Annotated in this window: 10 protein-coding genes; 2 read left to right on the top strand and 8 right to left on the bottom strand. The window is 47.1% G+C overall.

The window, feature by feature from the left end:
* Position 1 precedes the first annotated feature (1 nt).
* From ABDW33_RS25320 to ABDW33_RS25300, 5 genes are read right to left on the bottom strand one after another with little or no spacing between them, the layout of a single operon-like run.
* Positions 2-2,293, bottom strand: a complete 2,292-nt coding sequence (locus tag ABDW33_RS25320; RefSeq protein ID WP_343692896.1) for a glycoside hydrolase family 95 protein — start codon at positions 2,291-2,293, stop codon at positions 2-4.
* Between the two features lie 6 nt (positions 2,294-2,299).
* Positions 2,300-3,496, bottom strand: a complete 1,197-nt coding sequence (locus ABDW33_RS25315) for a DUF4998 domain-containing protein (RefSeq protein WP_343692895.1) — start codon at positions 3,494-3,496, stop codon at positions 2,300-2,302.
* An 18-nt stretch (positions 3,497-3,514) separates the two neighbouring features.
* On the bottom strand, positions 3,515-4,747 hold the full coding sequence (locus tag ABDW33_RS25310) for a DUF4959 domain-containing protein (RefSeq protein WP_343692894.1): 1,233 nt from the start codon (positions 4,745-4,747) through the stop codon (positions 3,515-3,517).
* Between the two features lie 11 nt (positions 4,748-4,758).
* Positions 4,759-6,657, bottom strand: a complete 1,899-nt coding sequence (locus ABDW33_RS25305) for a RagB/SusD family nutrient uptake outer membrane protein (protein ID WP_343692893.1) — start codon at positions 6,655-6,657, stop codon at positions 4,759-4,761.
* A gap of 10 nt (positions 6,658-6,667) precedes the next feature.
* Positions 6,668-9,892, bottom strand: a complete 3,225-nt coding sequence (locus tag ABDW33_RS25300) for a TonB-dependent receptor (protein WP_343692892.1) — start codon at positions 9,890-9,892, stop codon at positions 6,668-6,670.
* Between the two features lie 153 nt (positions 9,893-10,045).
* Between ABDW33_RS25300 and ABDW33_RS25295 the strand changes: the two genes are divergently transcribed.
* Complete coding sequence (locus tag ABDW33_RS25295) at positions 10,046-10,948, top strand: AraC family transcriptional regulator (protein WP_343692891.1); 903 nt, start codon at positions 10,046-10,048, stop codon at positions 10,946-10,948.
* 9 nt (positions 10,949-10,957) lie between these two features.
* Positions 10,958-11,383 carry a hypothetical protein gene (locus ABDW33_RS25290; RefSeq protein WP_343692890.1) on the top strand — a complete coding sequence of 142 codons (426 nt, stop codon included), beginning with the start codon at positions 10,958-10,960 and terminating at the stop codon, positions 11,381-11,383.
* Positions 11,384-11,556: 173 nt separating this feature from the next.
* Here ABDW33_RS25290 and ABDW33_RS25285 read toward each other — a convergent pair whose 3' ends face one another.
* From ABDW33_RS25285 to ABDW33_RS25275, 3 genes are read right to left on the bottom strand one after another with little or no spacing between them, the layout of a single operon-like run.
* The gene (locus ABDW33_RS25285; RefSeq protein WP_343692889.1) at positions 11,557-13,353 is read right to left on the bottom strand and encodes an OmpA family protein; all 1,797 of its coding nucleotides are present in this window, start codon (positions 13,351-13,353) and stop codon (positions 11,557-11,559) included.
* Between the two features lie 11 nt (positions 13,354-13,364).
* On the bottom strand, positions 13,365-14,354 hold the full coding sequence (locus ABDW33_RS25280; RefSeq protein ID WP_343692888.1) for a type IX secretion system membrane protein PorP/SprF: 990 nt from the start codon (positions 14,352-14,354) through the stop codon (positions 13,365-13,367).
* Between the two features lie 2 nt (positions 14,355-14,356).
* A complete protein-coding gene (locus ABDW33_RS25275; protein ID WP_343692887.1) occupies positions 14,357-17,947 on the bottom strand; it encodes a gliding motility-associated C-terminal domain-containing protein in 3,591 nt (1,196 codons plus the stop codon).
* Between the last annotated feature and the right edge of the window lie 83 nt (positions 17,948-18,030).

The raw sequence follows: 18,030 nt of genomic DNA, 5'->3' as shown, positions 1-18,030 counted from the left end.
GTTATATTTTGCCGGCGACGATCTCTCTGATCTCTCCGTTAACTTTAACCTTTACCTTTTGCACCACAGGCGATGTTATTTTATAACTCGTCACACGCCCGTTCTTCCAGGCAAAATCCACGGTGAAATTGCCCCTCGCCTTCAATCCCTTTACAGCGCCTTCCGCTTTCCAGTGATCCGGAATTGCTGGCAGCAAATTGATATATCCTGCATGACTCTGTAACAACATCTCTGCAATACCTGCAGTAGCGCCGAAGTTGCCATCTATCTGGAACGGCGGTCCTGCGGACAACATGTTGGGATACACACCGCCACCGGCACCATAATTTATATCGGTTCTGAACGTTGGCTTCAGGATCTCCTTCAGTAGTTTGAACGAACGATTACCATCCTGCAATCTCGCCCAGAACAGGAGCTTGTAGGCGATCGTCCAGCTTGGACCATCATCCCCCCGCACTTCCAGTGTTTTCTTCGCAGCGGCTGCCAGATCAGGTGTGTGCTCCGCTGTGATCAATGAAGCAGGATATAACCCCCACAAGTGTGAGATATGCCTGTGTTGCGGGTCCGTCTCTTTATAATCGGTCAGCCATTCCATGATCCTGCCGTCTTTTGAAATCACACCTGCAGGAGGCAGTTGTTTGATCTTCTCAGCCAGCTCCTTCTTCAGGGAAGCATCTTTACCCAATATGGTTGCAGCAGTAATGACATTGTTAAATAAATCACGCACGATCTGGTTATCGATCGTTGCACCTATACAAATACTTGCATGATGCCCATTGGGCAGAAAGAATGAATTCTCAGGAGAAGAAGAGGGTGACATTACCAACCAGCCTGTTTGCGCATCCTTTATCAGGAGGCTATTGTAGAACACCGCTGCTCCTTTGATCACCGGATAAATGTCTTTCAGGTACTGCTTATCATTTGTAAATGCATAATGCTCCCACAGGTTATTACACAACCAGCCGGATCCTGATTTCGTGGCCCCCCAGGAGGCACTCTCCCCGGGCTCTGTAAACCCCCATATATTCGTGATCACATGCGCTACCCATCCCGGTGCATTGTAGTAAGCTTTTGCCGTACGGGCGCCCGGTGTGATCAGGCCTTTCACCAACTCTGCTAATGGCAGGTTCAATTCTGATAAATTCGATACTTCCACCGGCCAGTGATTCATCTGTACATTTACGTCCAGGTGATAATCACCATTCCAGGGCGTCTGCACCTGGTTGGCCCATAACCCCTGCAAATTAGGTGGTAATAAACCCGGTCTTGTACTACAGATAGATAAATAACGGCCAAACTGGTAAAACAATACCGCCAGCTCATTGTCCGCCGCAGGATTGTTGTAAAATGCAGCCAGCCGTTTATCAGTTGTTTCCTCCAGGCCCTTACCCAGGTATAGTTGTACCCGGTTAAACAAACGCCCGTATTTACTGATATGGCGCTGCCTTTCGGTCGCATAAGGTGTCGCCATCGCCTTCTTCATTATACCGGCAATTCTTTCCCTGAATCCGGCATCTTTATAAGATGTGCCGGCAGAGATGTACAAAACGACTTCCGTAGCATGCTTCACCACCAGTGCACCCTCTTCAGTCGTCAATGTCCCGCCTTTCAGCAATGCTTTTACAGACGCCTCATACGCCATTCCCTTTCCATCAATACCGTTATCCAGTTGCCCGGACAATACCAATGCATCTCCCGCTATATGCGTCGCCCCTCTTTCCGGACGACTCATCGTTACCCGGAATGACAACTTCCCCGGCTGATCTGCTGTCAACCGGACCATGCTGATATCATCATCAAAACTTGTAAAATATTCCCTGTGATAAGTCACCCCATCCATTGTATACGTACAGGTCGCCAATCCCTGTTGCAGGGAGAGCTTCCTTTCATACTTCACAGGTGCTCCGCCCTGATCAAACCGGATCTGCAATTCACCCATTGTCTGGTAACAACCAAAAGGTACACTACCGGAACCCTTGCCGGTGCAGATAAAATCTTTATCCATCAGGGCCTGCGCTTCGTCATTTCTGCCCTCCTGCAGCAGTTGCCTGATAGCAGGCAACTGTTTATACGCTTCATAATTATTCGCATCCTGCGGTGCACCTGACCACAGCGTAATATCATTCAGCACAATCTTCTCTGTCTGCACACCACCGTCAGGCATCATGCCCAATCGTCCGTTACCCAGCGGCAATGTTTCTTCCCACATCTTTGCCGGTTGATCATATCGTAAAGTCTGTCCGCAAATAAAAACGGGAATGATCCCGATGATGGCTGTTAAAATATACTTCATCAATACTTATTCTTTATTCCAGAAGGTGATTTCTGACATGTTTACATAACTATTCTCACCATTCGCATCATGCAATACCCTGATTCGGATATACCTTACCGGCGGAGGATTGTCAATCAGGTTTGTCTTGAAAGCTGCATTTCCATTATCGGTCCTGGTCACCTCTTTCAGCAGTGTCCAGCCTTTACTTTGCATCGCTGTCTTCCAGCCCGCATCATTTGAATTTACTTCAGGCACCGCATTGGTCAGATCTGCAATCCCCCATACCTCAAAGTGATCGGGGTTATTACAACATCCCCTGCCGGTTTCTTCTACTGCAGCCAGGTGATTGTATACCTTACCCATATCAAAGCTCAATACCCTTGGCAGCGACCCGTTCCCATCACTATGATAGATATTCGGATAATCCTGTGGACCTACTGAACCATCCCATAATTTACTCACACGGGTATCTGACTGGTATATGCCCATGTCTCCCCAGAGGTTATGTTCCTGGAACAGGCTCTTATCACATTGTACCAGTCGCAGGATAGCCGGAAAGGTATCATACCGTGCCGTATAAAATGTATCCAGGGCGCCGGTTACAGGAATATAAGAAGATTGATAGAGAACAGGCGTACCAAATTTATAATCGGTCAGTTTCACTGAATCGGCTACTGGCGACAATGCCACCGTTGTCTCTGTACCGCCCTGGTTCGTATATTTCACCGCCGTGTTAATATTCACGGTATCAGGTGTTGTGAAACGAAGTATGACCGTGTTATCATCATTGATCGTATAAGGTTCCACATCCGGCAACCTGTTGTGCAGGGATGCTTTGTACACACTACCATATACTCTCGCATTATTAATCTCTGTTGCTACAGACCGGTTTCCCTTATCATCATAGGAGTAGACGATAAATGTATACACATATTCAGACAACCCGGGTATTGTACACCGAACAGTATCCGAAGTATTATGTGTAGTTGATTGAATCGTCAAAGAATCAGCCCCGTTATTCCAGAAAATAGTGTATTTCACAATGCTCTGATCCGGACTTGGTTGCCATATTAACTGCAGACGACCATCGCCTGGCAGCGCCATCGCATTGGCCACCTTACCCGGGTATACCAGTTCAGTCCCATTCAGAAATTCACGGTAGTCTGTCGGTTTTTTATTGCATGCTACCAGCAATAGCACGCATACAAGCAGATATCTCATTGTATGCTATTTTATAGATTATCTGGGATCGCCCCAGAATGTCAGCTCAGTGATGTTAAAAAATGTGTTCGTTTGCGCCATGTTGGAGATACACTCAAAACGGAGATATCTTACTTTCGGCAGACTCAGTGAGAAATTATAACTGAATCCCGTATTCCAAAAAGCCAGGTCTGCATTCGTGTACTGTGGATTAGGTAATCCTGAAGGCTTCTTAGGCGCGGTAAAGAAACCCAGGTTGATCCATCCCTTCGGACTCATGCCACCCACAGGAGGCAGGTGATCGGCATCGGGCATCGTTTCATCTACAGGCGTATCTTCACGCCCCCACAGCACCCAGGTATGTGGCGCACCTGCCTGCCAGAGCCAGTTACCACTACCATCAATGCCCCTGTCCCAGATAGTATACCTGCTCAGACGTGCGGCCTTCCCCATATCAAATGTGATCACTGCAGGCCATACCAAAGGTTGTATAGGTTGCTCTGTATGATAACCCGGTGAACCCGTATTATTATTCCAGAGGTTTTCTATCACCCATCCAAAACCCGTTCTTGCATCGGTACCCAATGAATAATTGCGGAAAAGTGATTTATCCATCTGCGCTTCATATACGGGAGTGATGGTAGAGAATAAAGTATCTGAAATATTCCCCCATTGGTCCGTCACATATACACCAAATTGCTGGGGAATGGTATCATATCCATGCAGACTAAATGAGATCGTATCATCATTGGTATAGTTTTGTGAAATGATCTGGTATTTTTTGGTCTGATCCGGGGCGATCGTGATAATTCCCAGGTTAGCCTTTGCTTTGTTCAGCACAGAAATAGCCACACCGCCAAAATCCTGCTGCATGGCGACGGTAGGCCTTGCTAACAGATACGGTGGGGTATCCGGATGCACCTTTACCGTCACAGGGTCTGACACCACCTGTGCACGACTTACCGTATGCAGCACCACCTCGTACTCCTGGCTTTCTGCAAAACCGCTTACCGTAATACTATCAGAGTAATAGGATGATTTTGTCTGCCTGCTGGTCTTATCATTAATTTTGTAATCTGCCTGTACATACAGGATATTGGAAGAATTCGGGAGTGTATAGGTGATGTACGCCCCTCCGTTGAAGTTCACCACATTTACATTAGTGACTACACCCGGTTTTGTCATATCGGTAGATACGACCTCATTGTAACCATCCAGCTTTTTACAGGAGGCGATCACCAATAACAAAAGGAAGTATTTCAAATGTTTCATACGTGTAATTTTTACCAGTAAAGGGTTTGTACAAGATTAGGGTTGGTCAGCAAATCATAATCCTGTATCGGGTACAGGTAGTTCCTGATACTAAAGGATGTCTGCTGTACAAGTCTTAACTGGTAATAGCCATCTGTCGTTCTGTTAAATACATTCCAGCCCTGCACCGGTGTGCTCAGTACATTCTGCAGTTCCTTCCATCTTCTGAGGTCCCAGCCTGCCTGTCCTTCAAAAGCGGTTTCAATTCTCCGCTCCTGGTGTATAATAGCACGTAAACCATCTTTAGAACCGTATTTTTGCGGGTTGATGGAATATTGAGACCAGGAGGCCACCACCCCATCAAGGCCCGCTTTTGCCCTTACCTTGTCGATCCATTGATACACTTCTGCACCAGGTCCGTTCACTTCATTCAGACATTCAGCATACAACAACCAGAGGCCGGTCAACTGTATAAAAGGCCAGGAGTAACCCTGCTGTACGCTTGTCTGTCCGAAAGTCGTCTGGTACGGTACAAGTTTCTTTGCCCAGTAACCGGTTGCGTTGTAACGCAACTGATCTGGTGGCGCTGCCGGACCATTTACAGCATTGATATAGTTCGGGTTATTGTCGTCCAGGTTACCGGAGCCAAACCACACACTTCCATCAAAAGCGACATCAGCATAATAACGGGGCTCCCTGTAAAAGTTACCCTTTGCACAGGTATAGCCTTTCTTAATGTAATAAGCATGTGCATCATCTCCTGTCTGTAACTTATAGCGGTTATTGTAGTCGAAGGTTCTGTCTTCATTAATGGGCACCCCGTGATTAGAGTAGAAGATCTCAGATTGTCCGACAGGCACTGAGAAATTGGAATACACGGCAAACACGTTGGCTGCCGCTTCCGCCGTTACCCTTGGAGATGCCATGTACTGCCAGCCAAACTGAGGATTCAATGTCCAGATCTGTTCAGGATTCCAGCTATCCACAAATGCGCCTTGTATGGTAAGCAGGCGACGGGTCGTATCTGACATATGTACAATACCGCCGCTTAATCTCAACTGGTACAGTGCCGCATTCCCTGCATTATCAATCGCATCCTTACAGGCATCCAGCGCACGTTGCCATTTACCGGCATCATAGGTGGCGGGGAATAATGACACCCCATCCTTATTTTTCCAGGATGCATAATCCGGGTTACCATTGAATAAAGGACTTGCTGCTGTAACCAGTACTTCTGCCTTTACAGCCTTTGCCACCGCAATACTGATCCGGCCCTGTTCTGCTGCAAGATTCTGGATCACCGGCGGCAGATCTGCAATCGCTTCGTCCAGTAGTTTTACCACATAGTTAAAACAGGAATCCAGCGGTTGTTGCTTAATCCTCACCTGGTCGATAGATGCATTCACCGGCAGGTTGACGTCCACAATAGGAATCGGGCCATACATCCTGATCAGCCAGTAATGGAAATAGGCTTTCAGGAATTTCGCTTCCGCTGTCCAGCGTTTACGCTGATAATCCGGTAAATCAGGGGGGATATGCACATTCTCCAGGAAGATATTACACTTCCTGATGGCCTGCCACATGTTCAATCCCTGGTTATAACCATCCCAATAGTTTAACAGTGGGTTAGCACTGTTCTGTACACCACGGATAATGCTGAAACCCGCATCTCCACCTGCTCCGCCCAATGTTGTCTGGTCCTGCAACGGGTAAGGGAAGATCACCTCACCGGAGGTAGTAAACCCCGGGTTACGGCGTACATCTGCGAGGTTCTGCAAAGTTGAATAACACCCAAACAGGTAAGCCTGCGTTTCATTTGCATTGGCAAAAGCACTTTCCAATGTAGCTACATCGTCAGGTACTACATCCAGGTATTTTTTACAGGATGAAAAGAGAATGATAACTATTAGTATTCTGAGTATCGTTTGCATCTGAGATCATTTAAAGGTTTACGTTAATACCACAGTTGAAAACCTTCTGTATCGGATAACTAAAGCCCTGACCTGCCTGTTCGGGATCCCACAATTTAAAGTGACTGAACGTGAGCAGGTTCAAGCCGCTGAAATAAATGCGCATGCTTCTGATGTACATTCTCCTGGTAAGCGACTTTGGCAGGCTATACCCAACCTCTACTGACTTCAGGCGCATAAAGCTGCCATCTCTCAGCCACCAGGTGCTTTGCTGCTGATTGTTCAGGATGTCTGTAGTAGCGAGTCTGGGCCATAATGCGTAGAGGTTCTGGTTCTCTTCTGACCAGTGATTCTCTGCATATGCCTGCAGGATCTGTGCATTGTTGACAAATGGTGCGGTGCCATATTTTGCATAATACCTGTCATCCTGTGAAGTGGCATTGATAAAGAACGATTCCCTGGCAAGCCCCTGGAAGAAAGCATTGAGATCAAAGTTTTTATAGCCCAGTGAAAATCCGAAGCCATAGATCACCTGCGGTGTTGTGGGCAGACCGATAGGTACCTGGTCATCCTGGTTGATCACCCCATCTTTATTCACATCTCTGTATTTGATATCACCTCCGGCAGGCAACGGCGAAGAACCGAATAACTGCGTGGGTGAATTAGCGGCTTCCTTGTCATCGACAAATAACCGCTCTGCGATATATCCGAATGGCTGGTTAATAGGTCTGCCATTCTGGAAACGATAGGAATACTGGTACTGTGGTTCTTCAAAACGTGCATACCGGTTAGACGTTACTGTCAGGTTGGCCAGTACAGATGCCCAAAGCGTTTTATTAAATGTTTGCTTATAGTTAATATTCAGGTCTATCCCTTTTGCATAGGCTTCGCCCACGTTCGATTTCACAGCAGCTTCCAATCCTGTGGTCACAGGGATGTAACCCCGCTGTTGCAAAATGTTATACCTGAACTCATGATAGACCTCTGCCGTGATATTCAGTTTGTCAAAGAAGGTCAGTTCAGCTGCCAGGTTCGATTTCCGGGCAGTCTCCCAGGTCACCCCGGGATTGGGATAGTTCTGTATAGTCGTACCATGCAGGGTCACGCCATTGTTCGTGCCGAATGAGGCAGAAGGGCCGTTCGGATCGTCAGGCGTCACATTGGAGAGGTAATAGAAGCGTGTATTATCAATGTTGTCATTACCAACCAATCCATAGCTTCCCCTTATTTTCAGCCTGGTAAGAATCGTGGATACCGGGCCTTTCCAGAACTTTTCGTTAGACACTACCCATCCTGCACCGATAGTAGGAAAGAAACCCCAGCGATACTGGGTGGAGAAACGTTCTGATCCGTTATACCCAAAGTTGAACTCCATGTAATATTTACTGGCGAATGAATAGGTAGCTCTACCTGCCAGGCCGAGGTTACGATAAGGCAATGAATACTGCAGGGAGGGCTGATGCGTGTTAGGATCGTTGGCATCTGCATTCAGTTTTTGCTGCCGCGTACCAATCAATGCACCACTCAGACTATGTTTTCCAAAGCTGCGCGCATAATCCAGTGATCCCTGTAAATAAAGGAAGGTATTTACATCCTTTGTACCAGGATAATAACTCAGGAACTCCTGTGCAGCACCTGGTTGATTGTTTAACCAGGTCAGGCTGTAGGTATTGCTCGCCTGGTCATAGTTATTCACATCATAATAGAATGGCTTATAAGACCGGGTCAGATCAAAATAGGCGTACCTGTTGGTACTGAATAATCCATGAAATGCCAATCCCTTTGTAATGAAATCGAAGTTCTGGTTCAGCTCAAACTGGGCTGACAGTCTTGATTCAGAAAAGCTCTTATATCCATACATCAGGTCGGCATAAGGGTTGGACTGCAAAGAACCGGAAGAGCTCAGTGAGTTACCGAACAGGATGTGGTGGGTGAGCAGGTTCGCACTGTCCGCGGGAAAATAAGCCGGGAAGGAAACCGGGCTTGTATGCAGTGCCCTGTCATACAGATCACTGGCTAATCCTGACTGATCGCCGGTAATAGGACCCGTATATTCATTGAAATTACCCCAAAGTCTGACAACTGCTTCTGTCGTTTTGGTAAGTTTCACATTCACGTTGGAGCGTAACTGGTAGTTCTCAAACTTCATGGCAGAGTTGAAGTTATTCACAGGGTTTACCTGTAGTATACCATTATCCCTGTCATAAGAGCCGGCGATGTAATATTTGGTCACATCGTTTCCTCCCTGTACGCTGAAGTTGGCGCGCTGGGTAGTTGCCTGATCTTTGAACAAAGTCTTCATCCAGTCTACCGCCGGGTACACATAAGGATTATACCCCGGTGTTTTGTTCATGGTAGCCTGTGTATTGATGATCTGGTTAGGCGTATACAGCGGTGTCGCCAGCGGATTCCTGGTGGTCAGGGCTTCGTTGTATAATTTCATGTAGGTTACGGGATCTGCCAGTTTCACGGTCTGTGTAGGCCGGGATACAGAACGTTCATAGCGCACGTTCATATTGGCTTTACCTGCCTTACCTTCTTTGGTAGTCACGAGAATAACACCGTTAGCGCCTCTTGCGCCATACAATGCAGCAGCACTGGCATCTTTCAGGATAGAGAAGCTCGCGATATCATCTACCTGTAAGCGGGCCAGATCATTGGCACTGAGTTCTACGTTGTCCACCAGTATCAGCGGACTGGCACTATATCCGAAGGTAGTGACCCCCCTGATAAAGAAAGATGAATTATCCAGACCGGGTTGTCCTCCACGCTGAAAGGAGATCATACCTGCAATCTGCCCTGCAAGGGCATTGGTAAGGTTGCTGGATGGAATTTTTAAGGCACCGGGATCTACAGTGGTCACAGAACCTACTACTGCTTCTTTGCGTTGCTTCCTGCCATAGGCAACCACCACCACTTCTTCCACATTGGCAGAAGCATGTTTTAGTACAGGATTGATTACCCTGGAATTGGCAGATACAGTAATGTACTGTTGTTCGTACCCTATGTAAGAGAATCGCAACAAAGTACCTGGTTCTGCATCCAGGATAAATTTACCGGTGGAATTTGTAATGGTGGCAACGTTCTTTTTGTTTTCCGCCACGACACTCACCCCTTCCAGTTTCTGGCCGGAAGAATCGGTAACTGTACCAGTAACAGTGATCTTTGTAGGTTGTTGTGCAGAAACGCTGATGCTGACGAACATGAAAATAGTGAACAGTATCCCTGAAAGAGATACAAACGGGAATTTTGGCATAAACCAACTTTTTGGAAAAATTGAGAATTATTTCATAACTGGAATTGTGGAACAAATGTATCTATTCAGCAAACTGTAATAAATGGAGGATTCATTTATTTTCATGAATTATACTACGATTTAGTAATTTGTATACAAATCTATGGGGGCGTTATGAAAACTGTAAAAAGGAGAGATGGCTTTGCAGGACAGCAGCTGATCAGCCTTCCGGATGCGGTCTGGAAGAATGCCATCAAAGCAAACCAGGTACTGGGTCAACTATATATTACGCATATAGGGTATTTCCCTAAAGCGGCTTTCCATTACCGGGACAGAAAGAACGGATGTACAGATAATATACTGATCTATTGCACCGGCGGAAAAGGCTGGTATATAATCGGGAACAGGCGTTTTGAGGTGGGTGTCAATGAATTCGTGATCATTCCGGCTACGAGCTCCCACCTGCGTTACGGATCTGACGACGTCAATCCATGGACTATTTACTGGGTACATTTCAGCGGAAAAGACATGCACACCTTTAACCGGAATTTCAATATCGGTCCATTTGATGGTCCCCGGCATATTCATACCAATGAAAAGGGAATAGAGCTGTGGAATGCCATGTTCCAAAGCCTGAAGATGGGGTTCGGGAAAGACAACCTGAGTAAGGCGAGCTTATACCTGTATCATTTTATTGCCACGTTTTTATATCCTGACAAAGCATCCGGTGAACCAGGTGCCATACATGACCGGATCAATGATATCATCAGGTATATGCAGACACAGTTAGCTGTTACCCTGACAGTAGAAGACCTGGCAAAAAAAATAGACTTATCCCCTTCTCATTTTTCCAGCCTGTTCAAAAAAGCAACGGGCATGTCTCCCCTTAATTATTTCATTCATCTGAAATTGCAGAAAGCCTGTTTACTGTTGTACACAACAGATATGAAGATTAAGCAGGTAGCCGCCGCTATCGGGTATGACGATCCCTTCCATTTTTCGAGGTTGTTTAAGAAGAGTATGGAGGTGAGCCCCGAGCAATACAGGGGGCTGAGAAGAAAGGAAAATATTGGTTAGATTAGCGATATGAAAAAAGTATTTGCATTCATTGTCATTTTAGCCGGGCTGGTACAATCCGGCTTTGCGCAGGATAAGCGCCAATTGAGAGAAGGGACTCATAACTTCACGCTGCAGTGGATCAGCTGGGATCAGCCCGGTAAAGTGCAGATAAAGAAGAATAGTGATGGAACATATAAAGTGAGCGGGAAGCAGACAGGGAAAGGGGGTGATTTTGTGACGATCGATGGGACGTTGACGGTAGTGACGTTTAGTGAGATGACATTTAATGGCAGGATAGAGACCAGGTATTCAGGCGTGAATAACGGGGAGGTATGCAGGAAAGAGGGCACCTATCATTTTTTAGCAAAAGGAGCGAGAAAGTATTGGAGACTGCAGGAAATGGATAATTGTGAGGGGAATCATGTGGTGGATTATGTGGATATCTTCTTTTAAATAGCTATAATTTACCAGATCCCTTCAAAGGCTCAATTTCCTTTGAAGGGATTTTTTATTGTGACTATCCGGATGTTACAAATAATGTTTCCAACATTTTTTTAGTAAACAACCATATTCAGGTAAATACTACATCCAATAACCCGGTTTAATTTTCAATAGTTTTTTAACCATCAATAAAATACCTTCAACATAGACCGCCTGTTCTTTCTATGCTCATCTTCATTGCAGGGTACCCCATCTGCACAGGGATTCACCAATCCCTTTTCCCCCAGATTTTCATAATAAAGATTCCTGGGCGAAACACCCTGTTTAATGAGGTAATCAATTACTGCATAGCACCGTAAAGCCGACAAGTCGACATTATAACTATCAGAACCACGGCTATCTGTATATGACCGTACCATCAGCTTCCAATGTGGATAACCTTTCAGTACCGTGGCGACTCTGTCCAGCATTTCTTTAGATGCCGTCAACAGCACGGCGCTATTATAATCATAATAAAAGCACAAGTGCTCTAACTTATCCACAACGGCACTATCTTCGGCGGTAAGTCCGCTTTTATCTATTGCAGGAACAGTAGGTGGCGTAACAGGAGGCGTAGCAGTGACAGGAGGCGTAACAGTGACAGGCGGTTTATTCTCCACCTTTTCAGTAAAATGCGTCTCCATGAAATGATACACATCATCTCCCCCGCTACCGCCATTCCTGTTAGAAGCAAAATACCCTTCATAAAAGTTATCCTTCATAATAAATCCCAAATCATCTCCTCCCGAATTCACCGGCACCTTCAAATTCACAGGAACACTCCATTGGTCTCCACTACCCACTGCACGGAAAATATCGAATCCACCTATCCCGATATGTCCTTTACTTGAAAAATAGAGCACGCCCGGTTCATTGACAGTAGGAAAGGTCTCTTCAAAAGGTGTATTGATCACATTCCCGCAGTTCACAGGCGTCCCCCATGAACCATCCGATTGGCGCATGCTATACCAGAGATCGGTTTTACCTATACTACCCGGTCTGTCAGAAACAAGGTAGAGGAATCTCCCGCTTAGCACAACATTCCCCGTATAACTACCCGCCATATTCAATGAAGTGATCGGCACCAATGGTGACCAGGAATCTCCCTTTTTAAAAGACCAGTAAAGTGACATGCCTCGCGTTCCATTCACAGGGCCTTTCTTCGTTTTATTAAATACATCCGCGTTTAGGGTGATGTAAGCGGTATCCTCCCGGCTATTAAAACAAACAGGTCCCACATGGTACGGCAGCTTACCCAATAACTTTGGCAGCACTTCTTCTAAATAGGTATTTGCATTACTCCCTTTTTGATATTGTTTAAAGACGTACGGCTTAAAATAAGGTTGGTCCACGCGAGGATCAATAGCCGGGTTCCTTTCTGAGCCGGTAGTCAGCGCCATCCTGCGATAACCATTGGACACTAACAACAAGCCATCCCTGACGACTCCACTGATCCAGTCTGCTCCGGGTGAACTCAACTCCTTGATATTCTCCAGCGCCATCGTCTGCCGTTCCTTCTTCCACGCCAATGCACTATCACAACCTGCCAGCAACCGGTTCTTCCATTGGCTGCTGTCTGCATTGGTAGTCGTATAAAGTGAAATGTACTTCCTGGCAGTGTCATATTGTTCCACGTTCATTTGCACCTCACCATATAATACATTCACGGTAGCAGGACAACCCGGCCTTAGCAGCATTTTGTAATACCACCTGGCCGCTTCATCAAATCGTCCCATTTCAATATAACACCTGGCTGTTTTTTCAAGAACAGTAAAAGGCGCTTTCCGTTTCTCCCCCAGCTCTCCGTACAGCTTAGCCGCTTCGGCATACTCTTGTCTTGCAAATGCTTCATCCCCCAATTCAGTCAGGCTTTTATCTTCCTGTCCGTAAAGAAAGTCCGAAATAAACAATGGGAAAAGTAATAGAATAAGTTTACGCAACATCTTAACTGATTTTAAAAATACCTTGGACTTGATACGCTATACTTCTTAGAATGGAATAAAATGCCTATTGAAATTTCGTGAGAACCGCTCTGTGCATTAGCGAGTTCATTAATGTTGATATCATATGCATAGCCGATCCTGTAAGTATCATTTAAGTAATATTCCACTATTGCACTGGCTGCATTTTTGGAGTCAAGACCAGATGGCAGTGCTTTGCGCCATACGGGTAAGGCTGTGCGGTACGACCCTCCTATCCAGAAAACACGTTCTATCAGCAGCATGGCATTCAGGTCTATATCTGTTGGCCCTTTCAGATCATCTTTCATCATAATGGAGGGCTTCAGTTTTACCTGGTCAGAAAGCGATACCATACATCCGGCAGATAAATACAGGTGCATGGTTTTCCGGATATTCTTATAATCGTATCCATTCCATTTGTAGTCAGAGGTAAGATACTTACTGAATAAATTCAGGGCTGATACGCTGACGAAAACCCCAGGCGAATGGTAATAAATGCCAAAGCGGGCATCTGGTGTAATTGTGTTCACACCACCGCCCGGGAAAACAGCATCCTCAGTATCGAAGTATTGCAGGTTGTTGCCATCCAGGTGATACTGTGATGCACCTACTCCTAATCCGAAACTCAAATGTTTTGTACGATTTGTATTCAGCGGAATACTATAAGCATAAGAAGCATAGATTGAATACGCCTGCTGAGGGCCCAGCATATCAGCCATTACCTGTACGCCAAGGCCCATGTCTGCTTTGTCTTTATCATCCCGCAGTGGCCCGTCGAATGAAACGCCAAATGTACGCGGGGCCCCGGGTAACCCCGTCCATTGTTGTCTGGCAATAGTATTGAGGTACCAGGTGCCTTTATACCCTGCGTAGGCTGGATTTATACTCAGTCCATTGAAGATGTACTGGCTGAATTGCACGTTCTGTTGCCCAGCTGCATGTAATGCTGCTGTTAAGAATAAGAATAGTATCAGTGCACGCATGATCAGTTGATTTTTAAAATGACCCATCCTGTATATTGTTTTATTCCGTCTCCTTCGTCCACCTCCAGTTTATAGTAATAGACGCCCTCACTCAGCCCGGCGCCGTTCCATTCATTGTGATAAGCTTTTGACCGGAAGACCATATCGCCCCAGCGATTGAAGACAGACAACGTAGCAGGAGGATATTTTTCCAAACCTTTGATAACGAAGTAATCGTTCTTGCCATCCCCGTTTGGACTCATAGCATTGGCAAATACAAGTGATGATTTACCAGGGGTAGTGGCTGTGACCGTACCGGGGTCACCACTACAACCTGCAACAGCCGGGTCGCAGCCGGCAGTAGGTTTTGTGTGGGTACCATCGGTAACGGTAGCTGTATTCGTGATGACAGGGATGCTGTCCAGGTTATCGATGGTCTTTACGATCATAGACACGTCTGCAGTGCTGCCTACAGGAATTTTATCAATATGCCAGGTCACGCTTCCGTTGCCTTCATTATAGTTACCATTGTTGCCGGCAAGTACAAATGTGGTGTATTGTGGTACGGGATCAGTGATAGTGATATTCTCTGCCGCAGCATTGCCGGTGTTGCGGATGAAGATCTGGTAGGTCAGCTCCTCCCCCGGTTTTACTTTGTCGTTCTTACTGGCAGTGGTGGCTACTTTCCAGGTAACCCAGTTTACAAGTTGATCTACCGATATATTAGTGGCAGGGCCTGGAGGAGGATTGGGAGCAGGATTATCCGGGTTGCCAGGATCGGAGGCGGTGGTGGGTTGATTCCCTTTTCCATTGCCATTATCCACGCCTGCAGTGTTGGTGATGAAGGTAGCGCCGGTAAGGTCTGTGGTGACTTTTACTTTAAAGGAGCGGATCACATCGGGGGCACCTACAGCTATAGCAGGAATATTCCAGTTGAGTTGATCATTATTGGGAGTGATATTTTCATCTGCGCTGATGAAGTCAGTGTAAGCAGGGATGGTATCGGTGATCTTTACGTCAGTCAGTTGAATGCTGCCGGTGTTACGGATATGAATGGTGTAGGTGATTTCGTCTCCTGTAGTGACACCGCCATTGGGGCCGGTAGGAGTATACGCCGCACTTTTCCAGATGGCAGCACGCTTACCATTATCTACGGGTACCTGTGTAGATGGATCATTGGGATTGGGGTTGGTAAGTGGTTCGTTGGGATTATCCGGATCAGGCGGAGTAGTGGGATGATTCCCGGTACCATCACCGTTGTCTACGTAACCGGTGTTGGTAATAAAACCTGCATGGGTGAGGTCCCTGGCTACTTTTACTTTAAAGCTGCGGGTCATGTCCGGAGCTCCTACAGGGATATTGCCGATTGTCCAGGTCAATTTTCCGTTTACAGGGGTGATACTTTCATCTGCACTTTCAAAAACAGTATAGGCAGGTATTGTATCTGTGATGATCACCTGGCTCAATGCTACGTTTCCTGTGTTTCTGATATGAATAGTGTAGGTGATTACATCATCTGTCCGCACCATGCCACCGGTGCCAGTGCCGGTATAGGATGCACTTTTCCAGTTGAGTGATCGTGGAGAGTTATCAACCGGCACATTGGTAGATGGATCGTTTGGATCGGGATGAGGGTTTGGTTGATGATGATCGTTGGGATCAGGTGGGATGGTGGGATGATCTCCTGTACCATCGCCATTGTCTACAGCCGCTGTATTGGTAATGCTGGAGGCACCGGTAAGGTCCCTGACAACTTTCACGGTAAAAGACCTGGTTACATCGGGGGCGCCTACGGGAATGCTGGCGATGGCCCATGTCAATTTTCCGCCTACAGGAGTAATGCCTTCATCTGCATTGACAAATGTGGTGTATGCAGGGATCAGGTCGGAAACGATCACGTTGGTGAGGGCCACATGTCCTGTATTGCGCACATGGATCTGGTAGGTGATCTCATCTCCCGGTTTTGCGGTATCGGCAAATTCAGTGCTTTTCCAGCTGATAGATTGTTTGCCTCCATCGTCTACGGGGACATTGGTAGATGGATCGTTCGGATCAGGGTTCGCTTGGGGTTCGTTGGGGTTATTCGGATCAGGCGGTGTGGTGGGATGATCACCGGTGCCATCGCCGTTGTTGACGCTGCCGGTGTTAGTAATGTTAGTGACACCGGTGAGATCGTTGGCTACAGTTACAGCAAAATTTCTTGTGATGGTGGCACCGGCAGCAATACCTGGAATAGTCCAGGTAAGTTTGTTGGTGGCATCGGGCGTAATGTTTTCATCGGCGTTACTGAACACGGTATTTGCAGGAATGAAGTCGGAGATCTTGGCATTGCTGATGACGACGTTACCTGTATTACGCAGGTGAATGGTATAGGTGATGGTTTGACCGGCGGTGACTTTAGCGCCGGTATAGCTGGCAGACTTCCATTGTTTGGAAGACAGGAAATCGTTGTCAAGGATGTTGACAGTGCCACTGCTGGCACCGGTGGTAAGGGTGGGCACGCCGGTGGCTACGGAGAAGCCCGTGATGGTAAGGATGACAGTTTCAGTGCCTTCGATGAGGTTATCGTCTTTTACGGTAACGGGGATTTGCACGTTGCTGGTACCGGCGGGAATATTTTTAGTAAGGGTGATGGTGTTATAGTCGGTGCCGTTAGTAGCGGTACCGGTGATGGTATATCTGACCAGGACAAAACCGGTAGCATAGGTGCCGTTGGGCCAGCCGATGGTAAAGCTGCCGTCGTTTCCGGTGCCACCGGGTTCTTTGCCGTCGGTAGTAGATTGGATGCCGATGGGGATGTTCACGTCATCGTCTTCGATGTTGACAATAGCGGAGGTGTAGGAAGGGTCGGGCGCAAAGTTCATGGTACCGGAGGAGGAAAGGCTCACGGATTGTAGGGTAAGCTGGACGGTTTCGGTGGGTTCGATAATGGGATCGTCATTTACGTTTACGGGCAGGAGAACGCTATTGGTATTTGCAGGCAGGATGATTTCTCCGGTCATATTGGAGTTGTTGTAGTCGAAGGTGGTACCTGCACCGCCGGTAGCGGAGCTGGCGCCATCAACGGTATATTTTACAAGAATGTCTTCGCTGTAGGTGAGTGTGCCGGGAAGGCTGATCCTGAATTGGCCGGGGCTGGCGTTGCCATTGCCCAGTTCCTTGCCATCAGAGGTTTTGGTGATTGTAAGGCGGTTGTCGTTGTCGATCAGTTTGGCAGTGAGGGTGCGTTGGGTGCCGAGGTAACTGGTACCGCCGGCATCGGTGGCGGTGAGGAGGCCGATTTCGATGCTTTCGTCGCCTTCGATGAGGAGGTCGTCGATGACGTTGATGGGAAGTTGGACTTCGGAGTCCCCGGCTTTTAGGGTGATAGTGCCGGAGAGGGTGGAGTAATCCACGCCGTTTTGTGCCGGGTCGGTGACGGTGGCGTTGACAGAGTAGGTGATGGTGATGTCGCTGGGGGCGGTGGTGCCGTTGAGGAGGTGGAAGGAGATGAGGCCGTTGGGACCACCTTCTTCGGCTCTGATCAGTTCGTCCATGACGAGGGTGTCGGCTCGCTGGGCGGGTTTGCCGCTGAAGAAGCAGAGGAAAATTAAGAGTAGGATGGTACGTTTCATCGTATAGGGTTTTAGGTGGAATGTAAGCACCCTGCATTGCTGCAGGGTGCTGGTCTATGGGTACCGGGTGTTGTTCACTTCAC

Source organism: Chitinophaga sp. (assembly GCF_039596155.1).
In the GTDB taxonomy this organism is placed as follows: Bacteria; Bacteroidota; Bacteroidia; order Chitinophagales; family Chitinophagaceae; genus Chitinophaga.
This window is presented reverse-complemented; position numbering and strand designations above follow the sequence as displayed.

What these genes read in the sequence shown, in the direction of transcription:
- ABDW33_RS25315 (WP_343692895.1), bottom strand. Translation starts at nt 3,496, where the DNA reads ATGAGATATCTGCTTGTATGCGTGCTATTGCTGGTAGCATGCAATAAA.
- ABDW33_RS25305 (WP_343692893.1), bottom strand. Translation starts at nt 6,657, where the DNA reads ATGCAAACGATACTCAGAATACTAATAGTTATCATTCTCTTTTCATCC.
- ABDW33_RS25310 (WP_343692894.1), bottom strand. Translation starts at nt 4,747, where the DNA reads ATGAAACATTTGAAATACTTCCTTTTGTTATTGGTGATCGCCTCCTGT.
- ABDW33_RS25300 (WP_343692892.1), bottom strand. Translation starts at nt 9,892, where the DNA reads ATGCCAAAATTCCCGTTTGTATCTCTTTCAGGGATACTGTTCACTATT.
- ABDW33_RS25285 (WP_343692889.1), bottom strand. Translation starts at nt 13,353, where the DNA reads ATGTTGCGTAAACTTATTCTATTACTTTTCCCATTGTTTATTTCGGAC.
- ABDW33_RS25280 (WP_343692888.1), bottom strand. Translation starts at nt 14,354, where the DNA reads ATGCGTGCACTGATACTATTCTTATTCTTAACAGCAGCATTACATGCA.
- ABDW33_RS25290 (WP_343692890.1), top strand. Translation starts at nt 10,958, where the DNA reads ATGAAAAAAGTATTTGCATTCATTGTCATTTTAGCCGGGCTGGTACAA.
- ABDW33_RS25295 (WP_343692891.1), top strand. Translation starts at nt 10,046, where the DNA reads ATGAAAACTGTAAAAAGGAGAGATGGCTTTGCAGGACAGCAGCTGATC.
- ABDW33_RS25275 (WP_343692887.1), bottom strand. Translation starts at nt 17,947, where the DNA reads ATGAAACGTACCATCCTACTCTTAATTTTCCTCTGCTTCTTCAGCGGC.
- ABDW33_RS25320 (WP_343692896.1), bottom strand. Translation starts at nt 2,293, where the DNA reads ATGAAGTATATTTTAACAGCCATCATCGGGATCATTCCCGTTTTTATT.